This is a genomic window from Cedecea davisae DSM 4568, from assembly GCF_000412335.2.
Taxonomy (GTDB): Bacteria; Pseudomonadota; Gammaproteobacteria; order Enterobacterales; family Enterobacteriaceae; genus Cedecea; species Cedecea davisae.
The window spans coordinates 2,752,341-2,774,128 of the sequence record NZ_KE161030.1; the positions used below are offsets into that span (position 1 = coordinate 2,752,341).

The window sequence follows — 21,788 nt, forward strand, 5'->3', positions numbered from 1 at the left end:
AGAATGACGCCAGAATCGGTCATGATGATGGGCACCGAAGCGATGAAGGTTGCCCTTGCCCTCGCCGCGCCTTTACTGCTGGTCGCGCTTATCAGCGGCCTGATAATCAGCCTGCTGCAGGCGGCAACGCAGATTAACGAAATGACGTTGTCGTTCATTCCAAAAATTCTGGCGGTGTTCGTCACGATGGTTATCGCCGGGCCGTGGATGCTCAACCTGCTGCTCGACTATATGCGTTCGCTGCTGACCAATCTGCCGAATATCATTGGATGATCCACGTTGACAGTAATCAGTGGCTTGACTGGTTAAGCCTCTATTTCTGGCCGCTGCTGCGGGTGCTGGCGCTGGTCATGACCGCGCCTATACTCAGCGAGCGCTCAATCCCAAAACGCGTGAAGGTGGCTCTGGGATTGATGATAACTTTTACCGTCGCGCCGACTCTGCCGCTAACCGGCGTGACCATTTTCTCTGCCGCCGGTTTCTGGCTCGCCGTCCAGCAAATTCTTATCGGCGTGGCGCTGGGTTTCACCATGCAGTTTGCCTTTGCTGCGGTGCGCACCGCCGGGGAAATTGTTGGCCTGCAAATGGGCCTCTCATTCGCCACCTTCTTCGACCCCGGCAGCCGCCTGAACATGCCGGTGCTGGCGAGATTTCTTGATATCCTGGCGATGTTGCTCTTCCTCACCTTTAACGGCCACTTATGGCTGATCTCCATGCTGGTGGATACGTTTCATACCCTGCCCATCGGCGGAGAGCCTATCAACAGCAACGCCTTTATGGCCCTGACCCGCGCCGGGGGACTTATCTTCCTCAACGGCATGATGCTGGCCCTTCCGCTTATCACTTTGTTACTTACGCTTAACATAGCCCTGGGTCTGCTAAACCGTATGGCACCTCAGCTATCGGTATTTGTTATTGGTTTTCCCGTAACCCTGTCTATCGGCATGCTAATTCTTATGGCACTGATGCCGCTTATCGCTCCATTCACCGAGCATTTATTCGGCGAGATTTTTGATCTACTGGCGGATATAGTTAGCGAAATTCCCAAAAATTAATCCCCCTGGATTTCATAATGTCTCTCTGAGGATATTCCTAAAAATAATCCCTAATAACATCCGCCACGATATATCTGGCGCGGAATATATGATTTTACCTGGCTCACAATACGTAACATTCACTTTACTTTAAGAACATTCCTGGCAAATTATAGGCAACTTTACGGGATAGTGATTTCGCCTTTTAGATTATTAATAATGGGTTACCCCAAATAATTCGAACTGCGGAAATGCGGCGCACTGGCTTTGCCCTGGGATTGACACGGTCATTCATCTGGTAATACCAGTACAGCTAACAATCTGCTCTCCGGGCTATTGCGGGTATAACGCGCTTAGTGAGGGTTTGCTATGTCAACGATTATTATGGACTTATGCAGCTATACCCGGCTGGGGCTTGTCGGCTATTTAGCCAGCCGCGGGGTTAGAAAACGGCATATTACAGATGTAGAAACGGTAGAGCAGCTGGCACAGGCATGCCGGTTGCAGGCGCCCAGCGTGGTGTTTATTAATGAAGACTGCTTTATTCACGACCCAGAAAGCAGTCAGCAAATAAAGCAGATCATTAATCAGCATCCGGGCACGCTCTTTTTAGTCTTTATGGCTATTGCCAATATTCATTTTGATGAATATCTGTTGGTCAGGGAAAATCTGCTGATCAGTTCGAAATCCATCAAGCCGGAATCATTAGACGATATTTTAGCGGAGTATTTAGCAAAAAATGCACAATGTATTGGACATATTAATTTGCCAACGCTTTCTCTAAGTCGCACTGAATCCAGCATGCTGAAAATGTGGATGTCCGGGCAGGGAACAATTCAAATTTCCGACCAGATGAACATCAAGGCAAAAACCGTTTCGTCGCATAAAGGGAATATCAAACGCAAAATCAAGACCCACAATAAACAAGTTATATATCATGTAGTGCGTCTTACCGATAACGTCACCAACGGTATATTTGTTAATCTTCGGTAGTTTTTTTACTTGCGCCTCCCCCCTACGCCCCTGTGGCCGTAGTATTTAATCTCTGACGCCTGTCAGAGATTAAATACAAGCTAAACAAGATCCACCATTGTAACAAAATAGCAACCATCGCTAAACAAAAGCGGATGAGTCTTACTACGCTTGTAGCGCATGTTTATACAAGGAGAGATTTGCAGTCATGGTTGCCGTCATTATCATTGGCATTTTTGTCATCAGCGTCATCTACGCTCACTCCCGCGGCGTAGAAAAACAAAAACTTTCGCGCCAGCTTTTTGACCATTCAACGTTTATGGCGCCGATTAATATGTTTATGACCCGCTTTTCGCGCCTGCCGCCAAAACAGCCCTATTTCCCGACCGGCGACTTCCCTGAGTTACAAAAACTCACAGACAACTGGGAAATTATCCGCGAGGAGGCGTTACGCCTGCAGGGTCATATAAAGGCCGCGGAAACTCACAATGATGCAGGGTTTAATACCTTCTTCAAGCGCGGCTGGAAACGTTTCTATTTAAAATGGTACAGCGAAGCACACCCTTCGGCTAAGGAACTCTGCCCGGTGACTACCCGCCTGGTCAGCGAGATCCCGTCGGTTAAAGCGGCAATGTTCGCCGAATTACCCGCGGGCTCTCATTTGGGTAAACACCGCGACCCTTACGCCGGTTCAGTTCGCTATCACCTCGGGCTGGCCACGCCAAACGACGACCGCTGCTTTATTGAAGTTGATCGGCAGCGCCACAGCTGGCGCGACGGTGAAGCCGTCATTTTTGATGAAACCTACGTTCACTGGGCGCAAAACCAAAGCGAACAAACGCGAATTATTCTGTTTTGCGATATAGAACGCCCGATGAAGTGGCGCTGGGCGCAGGCGGTAAATCACTGGGTGGGAACAACGCTGATGTCCGCCGCCAGTTCGCCAAATAGCGCAACCGACCGCACCGGCGGGGTGAACAAAATTTTTAAATACGTTTATGCGCTGCGCAATGGCGGGCAGGATCTCAAAAAGCGTAACCGCAAACTTTACTACACGATGAAATATTCCGTCATAACGCTCATCTTTGCGGCAATTATCGCACCAAGCGTAATGTAGGAAAATTTTCCCCTCTTCCTTCCCAGCGGAGGCGAGGGGAAACAATCCCGGCGTGAGTGAATACCCTACTCTTCTTTCTCAACAAAAATACCGTCCTCGTGCCCGGACTCATTAAAGAACCAGATCCCCAGCGGGTAGTCCTCCAACGACACCAGGTACATGGTCCCCTCGTTAAACGGCTCAACCGCCAGCACAACCCCGGAACGTCGCGGCCCGCCATCGGTTTTAACGGTGACTCGGTCATTGATTTGCATCGCAATTTCCTCCAGATTCTTTGCCTGCCATTGTAGATCAAAAAAGGGCTAAACGCCCTGCTCCCCGTGGGACAGGCGCATTATCTATAGCGTCTATACTTACAGATGCACATGGGCGGGAGGTGAATGCAATGAAAACCGTGAAGATGAGCGCCGATGGCGCGCGCCCGCAGGCAGAGATCGATGTTGATGCGCTGCTGGCGGCAATTAATGAGATAAGCGAAAGCAACGTCCAGCATGCCGGAAATGAGGAGCACCCGCAGCGCGTCAGCGTTGATGGTCGGGAATGGCATAGTTACCGGGAGCTGGCAGATGCGTTTGAACTGGATATTCGAGATTTCAGCGTGAATGAGATAAATCGCTGATAAAAGAATCCCGGCCGGGGAGCCGGGATGAAAACTTGCATATGCAAGAAGCATTTTAAATTCGTTACATCAGGAAATCTGATGTGTTGACCACATTACCCTAAATTTTATTGAACACAAGAATATATTCTTTTGGTGAATATTTACCTCGATTGTCATTGATCGAGGGAATTCATTGTAATTGTTGGGAAAATCAGTTTTTTTAGTTACTAATCGCGCTGTAGCTCAAAAAAATGATTTCTTAAAATGGGATTTATCCTAAACATTATGTCACGCCCTCTTATTGCGGATCGGGAACCCCGGCGACCAACGGCTCGCCACTTCGTCTTACCAAACGTAAATGCTTTACGCTTGCTCCGTCCAGAACGGCAGTAGATGAAGTAAAAGCATCAAGATTGTTTATATTACACGCCGGAACTATCCGGCCCGGCTGAACTATCAGCGGCGCAAACCTGATTCCGACCATTTTGCTTGGCCTTATACAGCCGCCCGTCCGCTATCGATTGCAGATGCTCAAAATCATAATCATGCCGCTCGTGGGCGCAGCTCACCCCAAACGATGCGCTGATTTTTATGCTTTGCCCGGCCATCAGCAGCAGCTCTTTATTATTGATTCGTACTCGGATCCGCTCAGCCACGCCCGCCGCCGCCGCGAGGTTCGCCCCCGGCAGCACTACGCAAAACTCCTCGCCGCCCACACGCCCGGCAACATCCTCCTCGCGCAGCGCGGAACTTAGCAGAGCCGCGGCATGAGCCAGAACCTTATCCCCGGCAATATGCCCGTAGCGGTCGTTTATTCCTTTAAAAAAGTCGAGATCCATCTGGATAACCGAAAACGGCTCCTGCCGACGCTGGCAATCGCTCGCAAGAGCGCGGGCCGTCTCGAAAAAGGCCCCGCGGTTATAAATTCGGGTCAGTGTATCGTAGTTAGCCCGCCAGCTCAGCGTCTCCTGTAAGGCCAACATGCTGTTGACCAGACGGCGGATGACCCGCCAGGAGATATACAGCATCAGGGTAAACAGCATCCAGAGCACGGTGAGCACGATACTGATGCGGCCAAACTCGCCGCGCACGCCTTCGTCCAGGGTATGCACCTTGATCAATACGCCGTCAAAATTCGTCAACCTGGCCCAGGTTACGAAGCGGGTATCCATTCTCAGTTCCCCTTCTTGCCCGTCCGCCATCGACCGGGCAATTTCCGCCTGCTGTTTGTCATCGAACAGCGGTCCCGCAGGCACCTTGTCTGCGCCGGTGGCAATCAAATTAAACTGCTTATCAAACAGCATCACCGTGCCTTCATAGCGGTCGCGCGATGAGTTCTGCAAAAATTGATGCATGGCTTCGATAGGAAAATCCATAGCCAATACGCCGTACCAGCGCTGTTCAAAATCCAGCGGTAGTGCGGCGGTAATTATCTGCCCGCTCTGGCTGGAAGGATTGAAGGTATGCGTCCACTGCACGCAGCGGCGGGGATTGTTTTGCGGCGACTGGGCGGCGAAATAGGGCTGGTCAATTAGCCGGTGATACAGCGCGACGATGCCCGGATCGTTTTCCGGCGGCGTGCTTGAAAGGAAGAACCCCGCGCGCGAAGCGTAGAACACTCTGCGCTGCAAATCCCTTTTGCCGTCGGCAAGCTGGATGATATAGCTAAACTCCAGCGCGGCGGCAAGCTCCGGGTGCAGCAGTGCCTCATCGCGTTTCAGCAAAGGGCTACGGGAAACTGACTCATCGGAAATGCCGTTAATCGGCATGCTGCGGTTGATATCGAGCCGAAGCTGCCAGTAAGGCTGGGTGCGCTCAATATCAAAATTCGCCAGCAATTTACGCGAAATGTCGGTAGAAATCGGCGATTGCATCGCGTAATGCATGGTATTGCGATAAAACAGCAAATTATCGATGCTGTGCTGAAGCTGCCTGTCTAAAGCGGTGGCGATGTTGTCCAGGCTGTTGCGCTGGTTGGAGACGTATGCCGACTCGAGGACAGAGACTTCGCGCCAGGTCAACACGGTAGAAAACAACAATACGGCGATAAAACAAATATTTACCACACGTTGAGGTCTTTTGTAGCGGCTTAAAAAACGTTCAAATGCGTTACCGATCAATGTGGGTGCTCCCTGGCGGACGAATCGAGCCGCTATTTTTTCAAACCACCCGTTACGTTTTTTGCGCCTCTCAGGGCGCAACAGCCGCGTATTATGCATAAATAACGCTTACAGCCCTCCAGGAAAAATCCTAACGGGGCTTTTAATACACAGATTCTGCCATTGAGCCGGCGCCTTTATGCGGTGATTACCCAACAAAAAACCCGGTATATACCGGGTTTCAGGTCACCAACATAAAACGAAAGTAAGGCTTCGTCCTGCGGGTGTCAACTAGCTTTGCTGCTGCGCTAAGGCATTAACCGGAGCCAGGTCTTCCTCGCGGAACGCCTCCCGTTTAACGCCAAATCCGTCGTACCAACGGCACTCAACCATGCCACTGGAATAACCTGTGACAACCATGCGTGGGCCACCGTTTTTACGCCGGACCTCATCACTGACCATATAGACCATCGCCGCCTCCGGCATCAGGGGTGAAAACCTCTAAAGTTATAGCCAGGGGTCAGCGTTTTTGCCTGCTTAAAGGGATATTTTTCTGCGAAAAATTAATCCGAAGCGCGTCCCCGCAGGCGGTTTATGCCGTTAACCGCCAGCAACACTATGCCGCCGACGATAAAGCCCAGCACCAGGTTCACAAGCGTCGGCCCCACCAACGCCACAACGCCGCCGAACTGGCCAGCCCCCTGCTCAATAGCATGGTGAAGCGCCGGAATACCGTGCACCAGAATGCCGCCGCCGACGAGGAACATAGCCAGCGTGCCGACAATCGTCAGCGCCTTCATTAGCCACGGCGCCAGCACCAGCAGCCCTTTGCCCACCGCCCGGGCAAGCGCGGCGCGTTTATCCGCCAGCCAGTAACCCAGGTCATCGATTTTGACTATCATCCCCACCAGGCCATAGACGCCGATGGTGACCAGAATCGCTATTCCAGCGAGGATCAGCACCTGGTTAAGCAACGGTGCTTCCGCCACAATGCCGAGCGTAATGGCGACGATTTCCGCAGAAAGTATAAAGTCGGTGCGCACCGCCCCTTTCACTTTCTCTTTTTCAAATGCCATAGGATCCTGGGAGGCGATGGACTCCAGCCGTTCCTGCTTCTCTTCCGCGCTCTCCTTATGCTTACGCGCCTGCAGGCTATGGATAACTTTTTCCACGCCTTCGAAGCAGAGAAATGCCCCGCCCACCATCAGCAAAGGCGTAATCGCCCACGGCGCAAAGGCGCTGATGATAAGCGCCAGCGGGACCAGAATGAGCTTATTGAGAAACGAGCCTTTTGCCACACTCCACACCACAGGCAGCTCGCGGTTGGCCCGCAGGCCAGAAACCTGCTGCGCGTTCAGGGAGAGGTCGTCGCCCAGCACGCCCGCGGTCTTCTTCGCCGCCAGCTTGCCCATCATCGAAATATCGTCCAGCAGCGTGGCAATATCATCGAGCAGAGTCAGTAAACTACTTCCAGCCAAAATAAAGTCCTTCTTGAATGATTTACCTCTCAGTATGAAGCAAAATCGCCGCCGCGAAAATCGAGCCGTCTTGTCAATGAAAATTAACAATATATCAACAAGTATAATGCTCGCTATCACCCCGATTTTGGCGTTAACTATCGGCCTGCTATTGAAGCCTGGTGAGGGATTATGCGTCTTCGTTCTGGTCAATTATTGCCGCTGATTGCGGCGCTTTTCGCACTGTATATCATCTGGGGTTCCACCTACTTCGCTATCGCCATCGGGGTGAAAAGCTGGCCGCCGTTTATGATGGCGGGCGTGCGCTTCCTCTGCGCCGGGGCCATATTAACGGCCATCCTGCTGCTCAGAGGGCATAAGCTCCCTCGCCTGCGGCCGATGTTGAATGCCGCGCTGATAGGCGTTCTGCTGCTGGCGGTTGGCAACGGCTTTGTGACGCTTGCCGAGCATCAGCACGTTCCTTCCGGCATTGCCGCCGTAATGGTTGCCACCGTGCCGCTGTTTACCCTCTGCTTCAGCCGCCTGTTCGGGATTAAAACCCGCAAGCTGGAATGGCTGGGGATTGCTATCGGGCTGGCGGGAATTGTGCTGCTGAACAGCGGCGGCAACCTCAGCGGTAACCCGACGGGCGCGCTGTTGATTTTGATTGGCTCACTGAGCTGGGCGTTTGGCTCGGTTTACGGTTCGCGCATCGAGCTGCCCGAAGGGATGATGGCCGGGGCTATCGAGATGCTGGCGGCGGGCATTGTCGCCCTTTGCGTTTCGGCGCTTAGCGGCGAGCGCTTAACCGCTATGCCGGACGCCGCGGGTTTCCTCGCGGTTGGCTATCTGGCCGTGTTTGGCTCGATGATCGCCATCAGCGCCTATATGTATTTGATTCGCAATGTTTCCCCGGCGGTTGCCACCAGCTACGCCTACGTTAACCCGGTGGTCGCCGTCCTGCTCGGCACCAGCTTTGCCGGGGAGAGCCTCTCCGGCGTTGAATGGCTGGCTCTGGCTATTATCATCTTCGCAGTGGTGCTGGTGACGCTGGGTAAATATCTGTTCCCGGCTCCACCCGTTGTTGCTTCCTGCGAGCCTGAAAAGTAGCTACTCTGCGGCCGGTTGCCCCCGGCCGCCGTCATCAAGCTGATGAATGCCTTTAGTGTCTATTTCTGCTCCCTGCCCGCCGCCGCAAATCCACTCTTCCAGCCGCTCGACCAGCCCGGTATCGCTCATTTTTTCGCGGCCGCGCAGCGCGCACTCCCAGACCACCAGCACCCGCCAGCCCTGCTCCAGCAGCAGCCCGATATCACGTTTATCTCTTTTGACATTACTGTCGATTTTACTCAGCCAGAACTCGGTGCGGGTAGCCGGAACCTTAAACAGGTAGCAGTCGTGGTGGTGCCAGAAGCAGCCATGGGTAAAGATAATGCAGCGGTAATCATCGACCACAAAATCGGGCTTACCCGGCAGCGAGGCGTCCTGCATGCGGAAGCTAAAGCCGCACCCGGCGAGTAAAACCGCAAGGCGTTTTTCAATGGCGGTGTCGTGCGTTGCAATCGCCCGCATGTTTTTACTGCGTATCGCCTTGCTGTGTACGTCCGCCATTGTGCCTCCGCTAGCGCTTTTTCACCGCGCGTTTGATGGTTGGCTCAAGCAGCTTCGCCACGGCGGCAAAAGCCGGAACCACCACCGAGTTGCCAAACTGGCGATAAGCCTGAGTATCGGAAACCGGAATACGGAACGCTTTCCCCTGAGGCGCTTCGAATCCCATCAGCCTTGCGCATTCGCGCGGCGTCAGGCGGCGAGGCCGGTGCAGCTGATTTGTCGGGTCGTTAAAGTCGACTTCTCCCAGCGCTTTGTCCCAGCCGCGATCGATAAGGATTTCCGCCCCGTCTTTATAATATCGGGCCGAAAGCGTGCGGGCGACGCTGGCAGGATTAGTGGGGTCCACCAGCCCATACCCGAACCCGTTGCCCTTGGCCTGGTGCTTCTTCGCGTAGTTGTAGAGGTATTTCCACAGCGTCGGCGTCAGGATGTATTTGGGGTCAACTTCAGGGTCAAGTAACTCGCCAAAGGCGGGACGGCGGGCAGGATAGAATTCGCTAAGCCGGGTCAGCGTGACGTCCGGGTGCAGATTGAGGTCGCGCCGCGTCCCCACCAGCACGATGCGCTCGCGGTGCTGCGGCAGGAAGTTTTTACCGTCGACAATTTTCGGGTCGTCGCGCCCTGTGACCGCCGCGTCCGCTACTTCGTAACCCAGTTCATCGAGGGTCTGCATGATAATGCGGAAGGTGTTGCCCTTATCGTGACTCTTGAGGTTTTTAACGTTTTCCAGCACAAACACCGGCGGACGTTTGGCGGCGATAATCCTCGCCACGTCGAAAAACAGCGTTCCCTGAGTTTCGCAGGCAAAGCCGTGGGCGCGGCCAAGCGCATTTTTCTTCGAGACGCCTGCCAGCGAGAACGGCTGGCAGGGGAACCCGGCGAGCAATACGTCGTGATCCGGCAGCGTGGCCTGAATATGCGCCGTTGCCTGCTCGTCCGTAATTTCGGGGCGATTACTCAACGTAACGTCGCGAATATCTTCATTAAACTGGTGCTCGGCCGGGTCGCAATACCAGTTCGCTTTATAGGTGCGAACCGCGTGTTTGTTCCATTCGCTGGTAAACACGCACTTGCCGCCAATAGCTTCAAAACCGCTGCGAATGCCGCCGATACCGGCAAATAAATCGATAAAGCGAAACGCATAATTTCCGTGATGAGCGGGTGGCGACGGCAGCATACTTTGCAGCATCCGGACTTCCACTTCGGTCAGCCCTCGCGGGCTCGATTTACCGTTATACCAGCGGTTCAGGGACTCACGCGTCCAGTCTCCTCCTACCTGCTTCAGGCGCAGGGCTACGGTTTTCTGATCGTAGATTTCCAGCAGGCGGCTCACCAGAGCGTGGTCTTCTTCTTGCTGAGTCTGTTTATGGCGCAGGGCCTGGAGGGAGAGTTGTTCTGCAATCGCGTCGAGGTCGTTCATTATCAACCAAAAATGGGAAAAGGTAGTGAGACTGTATCACTGATTTGACCCAGAGAGAACGGAAACGGCCCGCGCTAGCGGCGAGCCTTATAGATTAAGCCTGCGGGCGCTAAGGCTGTGATTTAAAACGGCGTATAACCTGGTCGTCCAGCGTCAGATAATCCCCTTTCAGTTCAGCGCACAGCTTAGCCATATAACCGACGAGGAAATCGGCGTTGTGGTGAGCCAGCGCGCGGCCAGCCTCGGTTTGCATTGACCCCGGAAGGCGCAGCAGCTTTCTCTGGAAATGGTCGAGGGAATAAAGCGTGTCGTCCAGCTCGCGGCTTTCAGCAAGCGGGTCCTCACTGTCAAACAGCGAGCGCCCGAGCGCGCCGGAAACGTAAAACACGCGCGCCAGGCCGATAGCGCCAAGAGATTCAAGCCGGTCGGCATCCTGCACAGCTTTGGCTTCCAGCGTCTGCGGCTCAATGGCCGCGCTGAAGCTGTGGGCGCGCACCGCGTGGGCGACGTCGTCGTACAGCTCGCGCGGAAACTCCGGGAAATGAGCGTCAAGAATGCGCAGCGTTTCCTGCGCCGCCTGGGTCGACGCCAGATGGCGCTCCGGGTGATTTTTTGGCAAATTTACGATGTCGTGAAAATAGCAGGCCGTCAACACTACCAGCCTGTCCGCCTCGGTGCCTTCGATAATGTGTTGAGCGGTTTTCCACACGCGCCGAAAGTGCGCCACGTCATGCGCTTTGTCGTCCTGCGCCCAATTTTCAATCAAATACTGCTCAAACTGCTGCTGCCAGTGGGCAATCGGCATACTCGTACTCCCGTTTTCGTGAAAAGCGCATGTCCGAGTATACCCAGATTTATGACGATATCATGACCTCATCCCGCAGCAGGTTGAGCATCTCTCGCGGCGAACCGGCGGCCATAAGGCGTTCGCGGAAGGATTCATGCATCAGCCGCCGGGCTAAAACTGAGAAAATACGCATATGCTGCTGCCCTTCGCCCTCGCTGAGGGTCAGCATAATCACCAGTTTTACCGCCACTCCATTCCCCCACTCCAGCGGCTCGGTCAGCCGTAAAACGGAGATGCTGCTGCGGGTTATTGCCGCCGATTTACAGTGGGGGATAGCGATAGAAAATCCCAGCGCGGTGGTGAAAACTTCCTCCCGCTGCCAGATGGAATGCTCGGCCAGCGTCGCTGAAACAACCCTCTGCTGAACTTCAAGATTATCCGTCAGCCGCTTTATCACCTCGTGTTTGTCACGCAGGTTTTCATTAAGCAGCACCAGCGACTCAGAGAGTATATCCCCCTCCGGCTCGTCACCGCTCGCGGTGGGCAAACGCCGCTGTTTCTCGCCTTCAAGCTGGAACCAGCGCCGGGCGACCTCATCCGGGTCCGACAGCAGCAGGCCACAATCGGCAGCCAGCAAAAGCTCCCCGGCGGGTTGAGCGAATAACTCGCCCGTTGAGTCAGGACATAGCAGCGGAATAGCAAAGACCCCGGCCAGAATAGCGGTGTGGGACGTTTCGCCCCCTTTGGGCATCACAATGCCCCGCAGATTTTCCCCGCGCAGCAGCAGAAGCTGGCCGGGCGTCAGCAGGCCGCGGCATACCAAAATCGAACCTTCGTTCAGCTCTGGCAGCCACATCCTCGCCTCCCCGGTAAGCTGGCAGGCAAGCCGCAGCCCGAGATCGTAAACATCCAGCTCGCGCTGGCGCAGGTAGTCGCTTCCGCTCTGCCGGAACGGTTCCCGCAGCGCGTCAACGGCTCGCGCCAGAGCGGCAATCGCATTAGGCGTTCCCGACTGCCCGAGCAGGCATTCCTCAACGGTTTCATCCTCCAGCAGCTGGCTTTGGGCATCGAGGATCTGCGCCGCCTCCCCTTCGTGGCGGGCAATATCGGCCCGCAATTTCCGGCGGGCATCTTCGAGCGCCTTGCCCAGCTGCCGTTGCTGAACGTCTGGCGGCGTTTCCTCCTGCTGGCGGGCAAGTTCATCGAGGTCTGTATGCTGCAAGTAAACGGCTTTTGCTATGGCAATACCTTTCCTGACGCCGGTTCCCTGCCAGATTTTCGACCGGCTGCGGGAGAGAAAGACCGGCAAAAGCTGCTCGCCGCCTGCGCTTCCCCCGGCCAGCGGCTCATCGCTATGCTCAAATTCATTTTCGATAAAATGCCGCAGCGCCAGCAGCGCCTGTTGCTCGTCCTCGCCCTCTATCTGCAACTGGCATTCATCCCCCGGAGCCACGTCGGCTCCCACCATAGCAAGCACGCTTTTGGCGCTGGCCCGCCGTGATTTAGTCAGGTTTATCAGGGTCACCGTTGCGGCGAACCGCGCCGCCTGCTGCTCCAGCGCGCTGGCGGGCCTGGCGTGCAGCCCGTTGGCTAACCGGCAGCGAAATAAAAGAGTCTGCATAAGTGTTCCACCTTGTTCAGATTATCGAATCAGCCAGGAGATCGGCGTTCCGGCCGCCACAGGGCCCGCAGAATTGCCGACCGGAAGTTCCGCCAGCGTGACCTGCTCCAGCAGCCCGTCAGCTTCCGGGGCAATGTTTTCCAGCGGCTCCAGGCCAGGATTCCAGCCTCTGAGCAGCAGCGCCTCTTCGTTCTGCGCTTTTTTCAGAGTGCTGAAATGCAGCTGACTCTCCCAGTTGAGGACGCTGAAGCGAGAGGGGAAATTTCGACCATGAGGGTTGGTGCGAAAGCGCGACCAGCCGGTGTCCAGATATCCGGAGGCCGGCGTGCGCCATTGCTCAACTGCATGCCAGAATGCGCCATCCTGCCCGTTATTCATCGGCAATACCGCAAGATGGAAGCGGTGAATACCCGGCATTTGCGAGTCTGGCGAAGGGAGCACCATCCCTGAGGCTCGCCCCGGCCGCCACGGCAGCGCCGCCTGCCCCAGCCAGCCCACGCAGCGGAACAGGGTGATTGCCAGGGTGTCCGGCTGCCCGACGGGGATTTCATACTCCCTCAACCCGGCAGTCACCACGCCGAGGCCACGCTGCCCGTCATGGAGCAAAGCAAGGCTTTGCATCGGCCAAAGCGACGCGGGCGCTTCGGTCCAGTTTTCCTGCCGCCAGACCGCTAATGCCCCCGGAATGTTTTCCCGCTGGATCAGGCCAAAAGGCTGGTCGGCAAAGTGAAACGCCTGGTGAATATCCGTCGGCAGTTCCACCTGTAAACGGTGATCGCGCAGCGTATTGTTGACCTCAATTTCCACGTCCAGCCACGCCCTGTCGTGCGGCAGAGAAACGGTCATCGTCACTTCAAGCAGAGCATCCAGGCGGCGTGCGCGACGAGAAGCCGAGTCCACGGGCGCGGGAATACGCCAGTCCAGCTGCAGCGTGTCTTTAAGCGGGCCACGTTCGAGCTTGCTGTGATGCAGGCAGCCGTCGCCGGTAATTTTCCAATCCTCTTCCGGCGGAGAGTAGTTGTAGTTGTCCCCGGCATCTTCACCGTCCACCAACCGCAGAATGTGCGGGTAAACCTCGCCGGAACGCTTATCGATAAGCGTCAGCACGCCGCCATTAATCTCGAGGCGCAGCCAGGCATTTTCCAGGGCGCTAATCTGCGGCTCCGGCAGCTCGAACCCGGCGGACTCCCCTTCCTGAAGGTAAAAAGTTTGATAGCCGCAGGCCGGAAGATCCCGTGCCGCCAGCAGGATCTGGCACTTGCGGTACCAGGTTGGACTGGTGCTGTTGGACAGTTCCTGCACCACCAGCGACATGTCCTGCGGCGCTTCATGCAGCAGTTGCCAGACGCAGGCGTTGCCGTTCTCATCGACGATGCGGAACGCCTGCTCCGGCGTGAACAACGTCAGGCTGACCTCAGCATCTCTGGTACGAGGAAGCGGGTTGAAGACCAGAATTTTTTTACCCTGCTGCCGGGCTTCTATTCCCTCCGCCAGCATTTTCATATTCAGGTCAAACAACTGCTGCGCACTCTCTTTCCCGGACTGCAAACGCCCTTTCACCATTTGATTTACGCGGTCTGAATTACAACCGCCGATGCTGTCGTGGGCGTGGGACTTCATCGCCTCGCGCCAGAGGGTTTCAACCGCATGCTGAGGGTAAGGCAGGCCAAGCCGCCAGCCCACGGCCAGCAAAGGTTCCAGCGTCTGGCTGAGGAACTGCTCCAGCGAGGCGTTGAGCTGTTTAATGTCGGCGCGGGTGGAGAAAATACCGCGGTGGATGCGCATATATTTCGGGCTAAGCAGCTCGCCGTGCCATTCGGGCAGGCTTTCGCCGCTGGCGCGTAAGGCGCTGAAGAAATCGCTGAAGCTGCTGCGCTTGAAGCAATAGTCCTGCTGGCGGGTATTCATCCGCTCCAGCGCCTCAGGTACGCCGTATTCGAAAGGCGACTGATCGTTACCGTTCGGCAACAGCAGGTGATCCGTGGCCGAGAAACGGGCCTGTTTTTTTAGAATGGGCGGCAGCGCTTCGTCCAGTTTTCCCTGCTCGGTCGGGAGCCACTTCGCGCAGCCGTAGCCCCACGGCAGCACCGCGGTTAACACGCTCTGCCCTCCCTGCGCATGCCAGTAAAACTCACTCCTGCCGACGTCGCGTTCGCACCATCCGCGCCAGATAACCGCGCTGTCTATAGCGAATTCGCTAAGGAACATCGGCAGCTGGGCGCTTTGCCCGAAGGAGTCCGGCACATAGCCAACCGGCATATAGCTGCCCCAGGCTTTACAGTCCGCCAGGCCAAACAGCAGGTTACGGGCGATAGACTCCGCGCCAACGACTAAAAAGTCGCTTTGGGTGTACCACGGGCCAATCAACACCCGGCCATCGGTAACTAATTTTTGCAGGCGCTCACGCTGCTCCGGCGCCACCGCCAAAAAATCTTCCAGCATCACCGTTTGCCCGTCGAGAATAAAAGGTCCCAGCGTTTCGTCCTGCTCCATACGGGTAAGTAAATCCAGCATAAAATAATAGAGCACAACTTTTGAATCATTCTCGGTGAAATACCACTCACGATCCCAGTGCGTGTGTTGAACCAAATGTACGGTCTTCATTTTGTCACCTTAATAGCGAAATTCTGGGTGTGAAAAACCTCGGCAGTAAATACTGCCGTGAATATGAAAATTGCCGCCGTGAATTAATCAGGCACGCATCTAACGCCCCACCTTGAATTTATGCGCAGGTGCCGCCGCTTTATTTTCAATAACACTCTCGCCGCGGAAGACTAATAATGAGCCAACGGCAATAATCGCCGATCCGGTAGCAATGGAAAGCACGTATATCGGCCATTTGTCCACCGCCAGCCAGCCGTAAAAACCGGAGATGGGCGCATGATTCACCGCCCCCAGCCCGACAGCCATGGCCGCCCCGGTGGCGGCGCCAATAACGTTGATGAGGATGATTTTTGGGTTGGAAAGCGCAAAGGGAATTGCCCCTTCAGATACGCCGATTAGCCCCATCAGCGTAGAGGCTTTCCCCGCCTCACGCAGCGATACAGGAAAGCGTTTTGACCACAGCAAAGTTGCAACGCCCAGGCCGATTGGCGGGACGATAATTGCCACCTGCGCCGCCGTGTTCGGGTCATAAATACCGGAGGCCAACAGCGCCATAGCGGTTGTTACAGCCGCTTTGTTCACCGGGCCGCCGAGGTCGAAACCCACCATGCCGCCGACTACTGCTGCAAGAACAATTTTGTTGGTACCGGACATCGCCAGCAGCCAGTTTTCCATGCCGTGGTTAAGCGCCGCCAGCGGGTTACCGATGATAAAAGCCATGACAATGCAGGTCAGCAGCGTCCCGCCTACCGGCAAAATAAAGATAGGCCCGGCGGAGGCCAGCACCTTCGGCAGTTTGATATAAGTCGCCAGCCCGCGCACGATGTAGCCCGCCACAAACCCCGCAGCCAGTGCGCCGAGGAACCCGGTGCCGAGGCTGCTGGCAAGCAGGCCGCCAATCATCCCCGGAGCCAGCCCCGGTTTGTTGGCAATGGCAAAACTGATATATCCGGCCACAACCGGCAGCATAAGGGAAAGCGCGAGGCCGCCAAAACCGTCGAATTTATGCAGCGTTTGCACCACAATGCTGGCCGCCTGGGCATGGCTGGCGTCCCAGATATTGTCGATGCCGTACAGGGATGCTCCAATGCGCGCGATGCCCATAATCACCGCCCCGGCGATAACAAACGGCAGCATCCATGACACCCCGGTCATAATGGCATTCTTAATCTCGGTTCCGGTTTGGGATTTCCCCTCTGCCCTGAATTTAGCCATTTGCACACTCCGCCTCTATCGCCTCAAAAACGGCGTCGCCGAACTTGATAGGGTCCGCTACGCTGCACTCCAGCTTCATCATGCCGTCAAAACGTTCCCGGCCGGTAATCGCCACGTCCGCGGCGATGATGACCGCATCGGCTCTGGCGAGATCTTCGGCGCTGATTTCATTTTCAACGCCCATGCTGCCCTGGGTTTCAACTTTAATTTCATGGCCGCGATGTTTGCCGGTCATTTCAAGCGCTTCCGCAGCCATGTAGGTATGGGCGACGCCCGTCGGGCAGGCTGCAACACAAACGATATACATAACAACTCCTTATCTGGCTGAATTTAGTCAATAAAAAAAGCACAATGGCTGAAAAGCGCATTGTGCTTCGGTGTAGAACGACTTGCTGCATAGCTGTATCTCCCGAGTCGCCGCTGGCGTGGAGGCACATCATCAGCTGATGCAGACTGGAAATGCGGAACAGGAAGGCAAGCTCGTAGCGCTTACGGATAGCCAGGCGGCATGGCCGACTGACAGCGCGCTGCGTTTTTAATAACTGAGCATGACCATGGCATAACTCGTTATACAATTTCCCGGCGCTGCACCACAGCCGTGACCAATTTGCGGCGAACTCGTTATCGATGCATTCGGAATAAACTGAGGTATCTTTTTCCAGCTCGTTAACCACGTTGAACCAGCAGCTATTATTCAGACAGATGCGCACCTTGTTGCTGGCGGACAGCAACATCAGGCGGCAAACTATAAAGGTCCGAACAATATAAGCGTGCATGGCTTCTCCTGAAAATATGAGTGCAGTGTAGACAGTTCGAAAAATAACAAACGTGACTTTACGCACAGATATAAACACAGAGTTATATGCCTGTTTTTTACAAGGGATTATTTATAACGAGCTTAACAAATGTTAATTAATAAAAAGAGCGTGCGTGCGGGGAATTAAATCAAAGACCGGAAGAGGTAAACCAGAGGGAGGTTTGCGCTCTGAATCACATGCATAAGGATGCCATTCAGAGCGCAAGTTTTCGAATTCAGCGCAGGTGGTTATCCCTGATGCGGGCCGGATAAGCCCGCGGCCGGGTGTACCACGCAATCCATCCCAGCACGGCCGCCACGGAGCCAAGCACCAGCAGCCCCATTAACGCGCCAAGCAGTTTTCCGCCGAAAGTCCCGAGATCGCCGCCGGTTACGTTGCTGACCACCCAAAAGTAGCGAATCATCGCCCAGACAATGTACAAACAAAAAGCATAAAACAGCCACAGCGCGATTTTACCGCCGGGACTGCGAGTTGGTTTCGCATCCATAACGTTCGACCTAACTTAATAAACTAAACAAGACGGGTTGCCGGCAGCAGTTCCCCTGCCGCCTGAATGTGATTTTTATCACACTAACGGCGTATATCAACCGCCATAAGCGTTAAATTTTGTTTCAAATCAAGGCTTGTGGGCCAAAAATCAGCATTGCAGCCCGGAATTGATTTAGCTTAAGGAAAATTCTTAATGCTGCTTTTGCGGTTGCCTCCTCATCCTTGTTCGTTTTTCCGGGAGGAAGGCAAAAACAGCACGACCGATCGTCCTCTCTCCTTTCGGCCACATGTCCGGGTAAGCCAGACATATTCTCAAATCCCTAATATTTAATTCCTTAACCCTCAATATTTCCTAACTGAAATATAAACGAATAAATTTAATCTTCCCTGACGGGTTGACAATACTATTAGGCATGGGTAGATTTCACGGGCCGAAGTTGCGGCCTTTCCTAACCTGACATAAGAGACTAATGGATACTGAATTTAGTAGCTGCCCGAATATTGCCTTAAAGGCTGTTCGGGAAAGTAAACATGAAATCGATTGTGATCACTTCTTCGTTTTGGTGTGTCTCGCCGGAGCCTGATGCTCTTGTGTTGTCCCACCTCGACCAGGGTTTTCACGGTCCCGAGGTGTGTTATGAACTTCAAATCTACCCTTTTTCCTGGTGTCAAAACAGTGACATCAACTTTGCGTGTCCGGCCGCCCCGCGATCGGGTTTTGTCCGCACGCAAAAAACAGCCAAACTCAATTTTCTCTTCGAAAATCAGTGAGTTGAAGCAACGCATCACTAACTGGCGCGTCAGTCCTGTGACCGGCCAGCTGGAGCGCCGTTGCAGCTTCTCCGATAGCGAAGACCCACAAAGTCGACCCTCCGCCGCCTGATTCAGCCGTTGCGTTGTGATGCCGTGCGCGCTCTACCGAGCCGCCTGCGCCTACACGTTACGCTGAGTTAAGCCATTATTGGTGTCTGAATATTCACTGATGTTTTCACATAAACATCAGGCGGATTAGTCATGCCCAAATAAAAATAAATAATTTTCCGTTCTATTTATTTCAAATAATAAATAGCGGGAAGCCGTGTCCGAAATTAATTTGAAACCGATCGTTTGCGCTACCGCAGACTATTTTCGGCCGCCCTTAATAAGGCGCTAACCGCAAAATGGTCGGCTGCTGCCCGGCGACAGGAGCACCACCATGACCGTACAAACCAAGAACCGTAATAAAAAAAGCACGCTCTCTATGCGTGCGGCCCAGGAAGCCAAAAACGGCATCGCTGAAACATTGGTTAACCTCAACACCACCAGAGAAGGATTACAGGAAGCCCACGCCAGCGCTCGTCTGGAACGAGATGGCCTGAATGAAGTCGCCCACGACAAGCCGCCTCACGCGCTGCTCCAGCTGCTGATGGCATTTAACAACCCGTTTATCTACGTGCTGGCCATTCTGGCCGGTATCAGCTTCTTTACCGACTATTGGCTGCCGACCAGCCACGGCGAAGAAGGCGACCTGACCACGGTTATCATCATCGGCACCATGGTTGCCCTTAGCGGCCTGGTCCGTTTCTGGCAGGAACACCGCTCGGCAAAATCGGCCGAAGCGCTGAAAGCGATGGTACGTACTACCGCAACGGTCGTGCGCCGTGAACACGCAGGGCAAAAAGGAACCCCGCGTGAAATCCCGATGCGCGAGCTGGTGGTGGGCGACATCGTGCAGCTGTACGCCGGGGATATGATCCCGGCAGACGTTCGCCTGATCGAATCCCGTGACCTGTTCATCAGCCAGGCGGTATTGACCGGTGAAGCGCTGCCTATCGAGAAGTACGACACCCTCGGGGACGTGGCGCAGAAGTCCGCTCACGACAAAGCCGACGAGAGCGAAAACCTGCTGGATCTCCCGAATATCTGCTTTATGGGTACCAACGTGGTTAGCGGCACGGCGCTGGCCGTTGTGGTGGCAACCGGGCCACGGACCTACTTCGGCTCGCTGGCTAAAGCGATTGTCGGCACCCGGGCGCAAACCGCCTTTGACCGCGGCGTAAACAGCGTTAGCTGGCTGCTGATCCGCTTTATGCTGGTGATGGTGCCGGTGGTGTTCCTGATTAACGGCCTGATGAAAGGCGAATGGTGGGATGCGCTGCTGTTTGCTCTGGCAGTTGCCGTCGGCCTGACGCCTGAAATGCTGCCGATGATAGTCAGCGCCAATCTGGCAAAAGGCGCGGTCGCCATGGCGAAGCGCAAAGTGGTGGTTAAGCGTCTCAACGCTATCCAGAACCTCGGCGCGATGGACGTCCTGTGTACCGACAAAACCGGTACCCTGACGCAGGATAAAATTATCCTCGAGCATCACGTTGATACCCACGGCCAGAAAAATGAGTCCGTGCTGGCGCTGGCGTGGCTCAACAGCCATCACCAGAGCGGCATCAAAAACCTGATGGACCAGGCGGTGATCTACTTCTCCGAAAATGAGCCGGGCTTTGTGAAACCGCAGGGCTTTAGCAAAGTGGACGAAATGCCGTTCGACTTTGTGCGCCGCCGCCTGTCGATTGTGGTGAAAGATGCCCAGAGCAACCATCTGCTGGTGTGCAAAGGCGCGGTGGAGGAGATGCTGAGCATTGCCACCCACATGGAAGAGAATGGCAAGGTTATCGCCCTCGATCAGCCACGCCGGGACGCCATGCTGGCGATGACAAACGACTATAACAAGGACGGGTTCCGCGTCCTTGTGGTTGCCACACGCGATATTCCTAAAGCCGAAGCTAAAAAACAGTACGGCGCAGATGATGAGCATGACCTGATTATCCGCGGCTTCCTCACCTTCCTCGATCCACCGAAGGAGAGCGCTGGCCCGGCGATTGCCGCTCTGATGGATATTGGCGTGGCGGTAAAAGTGCTGACCGGCGATAACGCGATTGTCACCACGCGTATCTGCCGCCAGGTCGGCCTGGAGCCGGGCGAGCCGGTGCTAGGGCCGCAGATTGAGCAACTGAGCGATGCTTCTCTGCAACAGCTGGTGGAAGAACGCACGGTATTTGCCAAGCTGACGCCGCTGCAAAAGTCCCGCGTACTGAAAGCGTTGCAGGCCAACGGGCACACGGTCGGCTTCCTCGGCGACGGCATTAACGATGCCCCTGCCCTGCGCGATGCCGACGTCGGTATCTCCGTCGACAGCGGCACGGACATCGCCAAAGAGTCCGCCGATATCATCCTGCTGGAAAAGAGCCTGATGGTGCTGGAAGAAGGCGTTATCAAAGGGCGCGAAACCTTCGGCAATATCATGAAGTACCTGAACATGACCGCCAGCTCCAACTTCGGCAACGTGTTCTCGGTGCTGGTGGCGAGCGCCTTTATTCCGTTCCTGCCGATGCTGGCCATTCAGCTGCTGCTGCAAAACCTGATGTACGACATCTCCCAGCTCGCGCTGCCGTGGGACAAAACGGATAAAGAGTTCCTCAGCAAGCCGCGCAAATGGGATGCAAAAAACATCGGCCGCTTTATGGTGTGGATTGGCCCGACTTCATCCATCTTCGACATGACGACCTTCGCCCTGATGTGGTTCGTCTTTAGCGCCAACAGCGAGCATATGCAGACCCTGTTCCAGTCCGGCTGGTTCGTGGAAGGCCTACTGTCGCAGACCCTGGTCGTGCATATGCTGCGTACCCAGAAAATACCGTTTATTCAAAGCACTGCCGCCTGGCCGGTAATGATGATGACCGGGCTGGTTATGGCTGTGGGTATTTACGTGCCGTTCTCTCCGCTCGGGCCGTTGGTCGGGCTGCAGGCGCTGCCGTGGCAGTACTTCCCGTGGCTGGTCGGCACCCTGCTCGCCTACTGCTGTGTGGCTCAGGGAATGAAAACCTTCTACATGCGTCGTTTCAAACAGTGGCACTAAGCTCTTTTTAAAACAATGCCATACGGTGCCGCTGCGGCGGCACCTTTCAGGTAA

Annotated in this window: 19 protein-coding genes; 7 read left to right on the plus strand and 12 right to left on the minus strand. The window is 55.0% G+C overall.

The window, feature by feature from the left end; all coding sequences use genetic code 11:
• Nucleotides 1–3: 3 nt before the first annotated feature.
• From fliQ to lpxO, 4 genes are all read left to right on the plus strand, one after another.
• Complete coding sequence (fliQ, locus tag HMPREF0201_RS12560) at nt 4–273, plus strand: flagellar biosynthesis protein FliQ (RefSeq protein WP_016537067.1); 270 nt, start codon at nt 4–6, stop codon at nt 271–273.
• On the plus strand, nt 270–1,055 hold the full coding sequence (fliR, locus tag HMPREF0201_RS12565) for a flagellar biosynthetic protein FliR (protein WP_016537068.1): 786 nt from the start codon (nt 270–272) through the stop codon (nt 1,053–1,055). The genes fliQ and fliR overlap by 4 nt, the downstream gene beginning before the upstream one ends.
• Nucleotides 1,056–1,403: 348 nt before the next feature.
• Entirely contained in the window at nt 1,404–2,027 is a 624-nt protein-coding gene (gene rcsA / locus HMPREF0201_RS12570) for a transcriptional regulator RcsA (protein ID WP_016537069.1), read from the plus strand.
• A 187-nt stretch (nt 2,028–2,214) separates the two neighbouring features.
• Nucleotides 2,215–3,123: a lipid A hydroxylase LpxO gene (gene lpxO, locus HMPREF0201_RS12575; RefSeq protein ID WP_016537070.1), complete on the plus strand. Its 909-nt coding sequence runs from the start codon at nt 2,215–2,217 to the stop codon at nt 3,121–3,123.
• A 65-nt stretch (nt 3,124–3,188) separates the two neighbouring features.
• Here the strand turns inward: lpxO and dsrB are convergent, their stop codons facing one another.
• Nucleotides 3,189–3,377, minus strand: a complete 189-nt coding sequence (dsrB, locus tag HMPREF0201_RS12580) for a protein DsrB (protein WP_016537071.1) — start codon at nt 3,375–3,377, stop codon at nt 3,189–3,191.
• A gap of 131 nt (nt 3,378–3,508) precedes the next feature.
• Between dsrB and yodD the strand changes: the two genes are divergently transcribed.
• Nucleotides 3,509–3,742, plus strand: coding sequence for a YodD family peroxide/acid resistance protein (gene yodD / locus HMPREF0201_RS12585; protein WP_016537072.1), 234 nt, complete (start codon nt 3,509–3,511; stop codon nt 3,740–3,742).
• A gap of 404 nt (nt 3,743–4,146) precedes the next feature.
• Here the strand turns inward: yodD and dgcQ are convergent, their stop codons facing one another.
• The 3 genes from dgcQ to HMPREF0201_RS12600 all read right to left on the minus strand — a co-directional run bounded on the left by dgcQ (nt 4,147) and on the right by HMPREF0201_RS12600 (nt 7,304).
• Complete coding sequence (dgcQ, locus tag HMPREF0201_RS12590; RefSeq protein ID WP_016537073.1) at nt 4,147–5,943, minus strand: cellulose biosynthesis regulator diguanylate cyclase DgcQ; 1,797 nt, start codon at nt 5,941–5,943, stop codon at nt 4,147–4,149.
• Between the two features lie 171 nt (nt 5,944–6,114).
• Nucleotides 6,115–6,294 (minus strand): YodC family protein, encoded by a 180-nt coding sequence (locus tag HMPREF0201_RS12595; protein WP_039898372.1) that lies wholly within the window; start codon nt 6,292–6,294, stop codon nt 6,115–6,117.
• A gap of 92 nt (nt 6,295–6,386) precedes the next feature.
• Nucleotides 6,387–7,304, minus strand: coding sequence for a DUF808 domain-containing protein (locus HMPREF0201_RS12600; RefSeq protein ID WP_115586391.1), 918 nt, complete (start codon nt 7,302–7,304; stop codon nt 6,387–6,389).
• Between the two features lie 168 nt (nt 7,305–7,472).
• On the opposite strand from HMPREF0201_RS12600, the gene yedA reads away from it, so the two are divergent.
• Nucleotides 7,473–8,390, plus strand: a complete 918-nt coding sequence (yedA, locus tag HMPREF0201_RS12605) for a drug/metabolite exporter YedA (RefSeq protein ID WP_016537076.1) — start codon at nt 7,473–7,475, stop codon at nt 8,388–8,390.
• On the opposite strand, the gene HMPREF0201_RS12610 is transcribed toward yedA, so the two are convergent.
• From HMPREF0201_RS12610 to drpB, 8 genes are all read right to left on the minus strand, one after another.
• Nucleotides 8,391–8,891: a very short patch repair endonuclease gene (locus HMPREF0201_RS12610; protein ID WP_016537077.1), complete on the minus strand. Its 501-nt coding sequence runs from the start codon at nt 8,889–8,891 to the stop codon at nt 8,391–8,393.
• Nucleotides 8,892–8,901: 10 nt separating this feature from the next.
• Nucleotides 8,902–10,311: a DNA cytosine methyltransferase gene (locus tag HMPREF0201_RS12615; RefSeq protein WP_016537078.1), complete on the minus strand. Its 1,410-nt coding sequence runs from the start codon at nt 10,309–10,311 to the stop codon at nt 8,902–8,904.
• Nucleotides 10,312–10,420: 109 nt separating this feature from the next.
• The gene (locus HMPREF0201_RS12620) at nt 10,421–11,116 is read right to left on the minus strand and encodes a phosphohydrolase (RefSeq protein ID WP_016537079.1); all 696 of its coding nucleotides are present in this window, start codon (nt 11,114–11,116) and stop codon (nt 10,421–10,423) included.
• Nucleotides 11,117–11,165: 49 nt separating this feature from the next.
• Nucleotides 11,166–12,719 carry a fructose PTS transporter subunit IIA gene (locus tag HMPREF0201_RS12625; RefSeq protein WP_016537080.1) on the minus strand — a complete coding sequence of 518 codons (1,554 nt, stop codon included), beginning with the start codon at nt 12,717–12,719 and terminating at the stop codon, nt 11,166–11,168.
• A gap of 21 nt (nt 12,720–12,740) precedes the next feature.
• The gene (locus HMPREF0201_RS12630) at nt 12,741–15,323 is read right to left on the minus strand and encodes a glycoside hydrolase family 38 N-terminal domain-containing protein (protein ID WP_016537081.1); all 2,583 of its coding nucleotides are present in this window, start codon (nt 15,321–15,323) and stop codon (nt 12,741–12,743) included.
• Between the two features lie 99 nt (nt 15,324–15,422).
• Nucleotides 15,423–16,538 carry a PTS fructose transporter subunit IIC gene (locus HMPREF0201_RS12635; protein WP_016537082.1) on the minus strand — a complete coding sequence of 372 codons (1,116 nt, stop codon included), beginning with the start codon at nt 16,536–16,538 and terminating at the stop codon, nt 15,423–15,425.
• Nucleotides 16,531–16,845, minus strand: a complete 315-nt coding sequence (locus tag HMPREF0201_RS12640) for a PTS fructose transporter subunit IIB (protein WP_016537083.1) — start codon at nt 16,843–16,845, stop codon at nt 16,531–16,533. Before HMPREF0201_RS12640 ends, HMPREF0201_RS12635 begins: the two co-directional genes overlap by 8 nt.
• 725 nt (nt 16,846–17,570) lie before the next feature.
• On the minus strand, nt 17,571–17,843 hold the full coding sequence (gene drpB / locus HMPREF0201_RS12645) for a cell division protein DrpB (RefSeq protein ID WP_016537085.1): 273 nt from the start codon (nt 17,841–17,843) through the stop codon (nt 17,571–17,573).
• 1,197 nt (nt 17,844–19,040) lie between these two features.
• On the opposite strand from drpB, the gene mgtA reads away from it, so the two are divergent.
• Complete coding sequence (gene mgtA, locus HMPREF0201_RS12650) at nt 19,041–21,734, plus strand: magnesium-translocating P-type ATPase (protein ID WP_016537087.1); 2,694 nt, start codon at nt 19,041–19,043, stop codon at nt 21,732–21,734.
• Nucleotides 21,735–21,788: the final 54 nt, after the last annotated feature.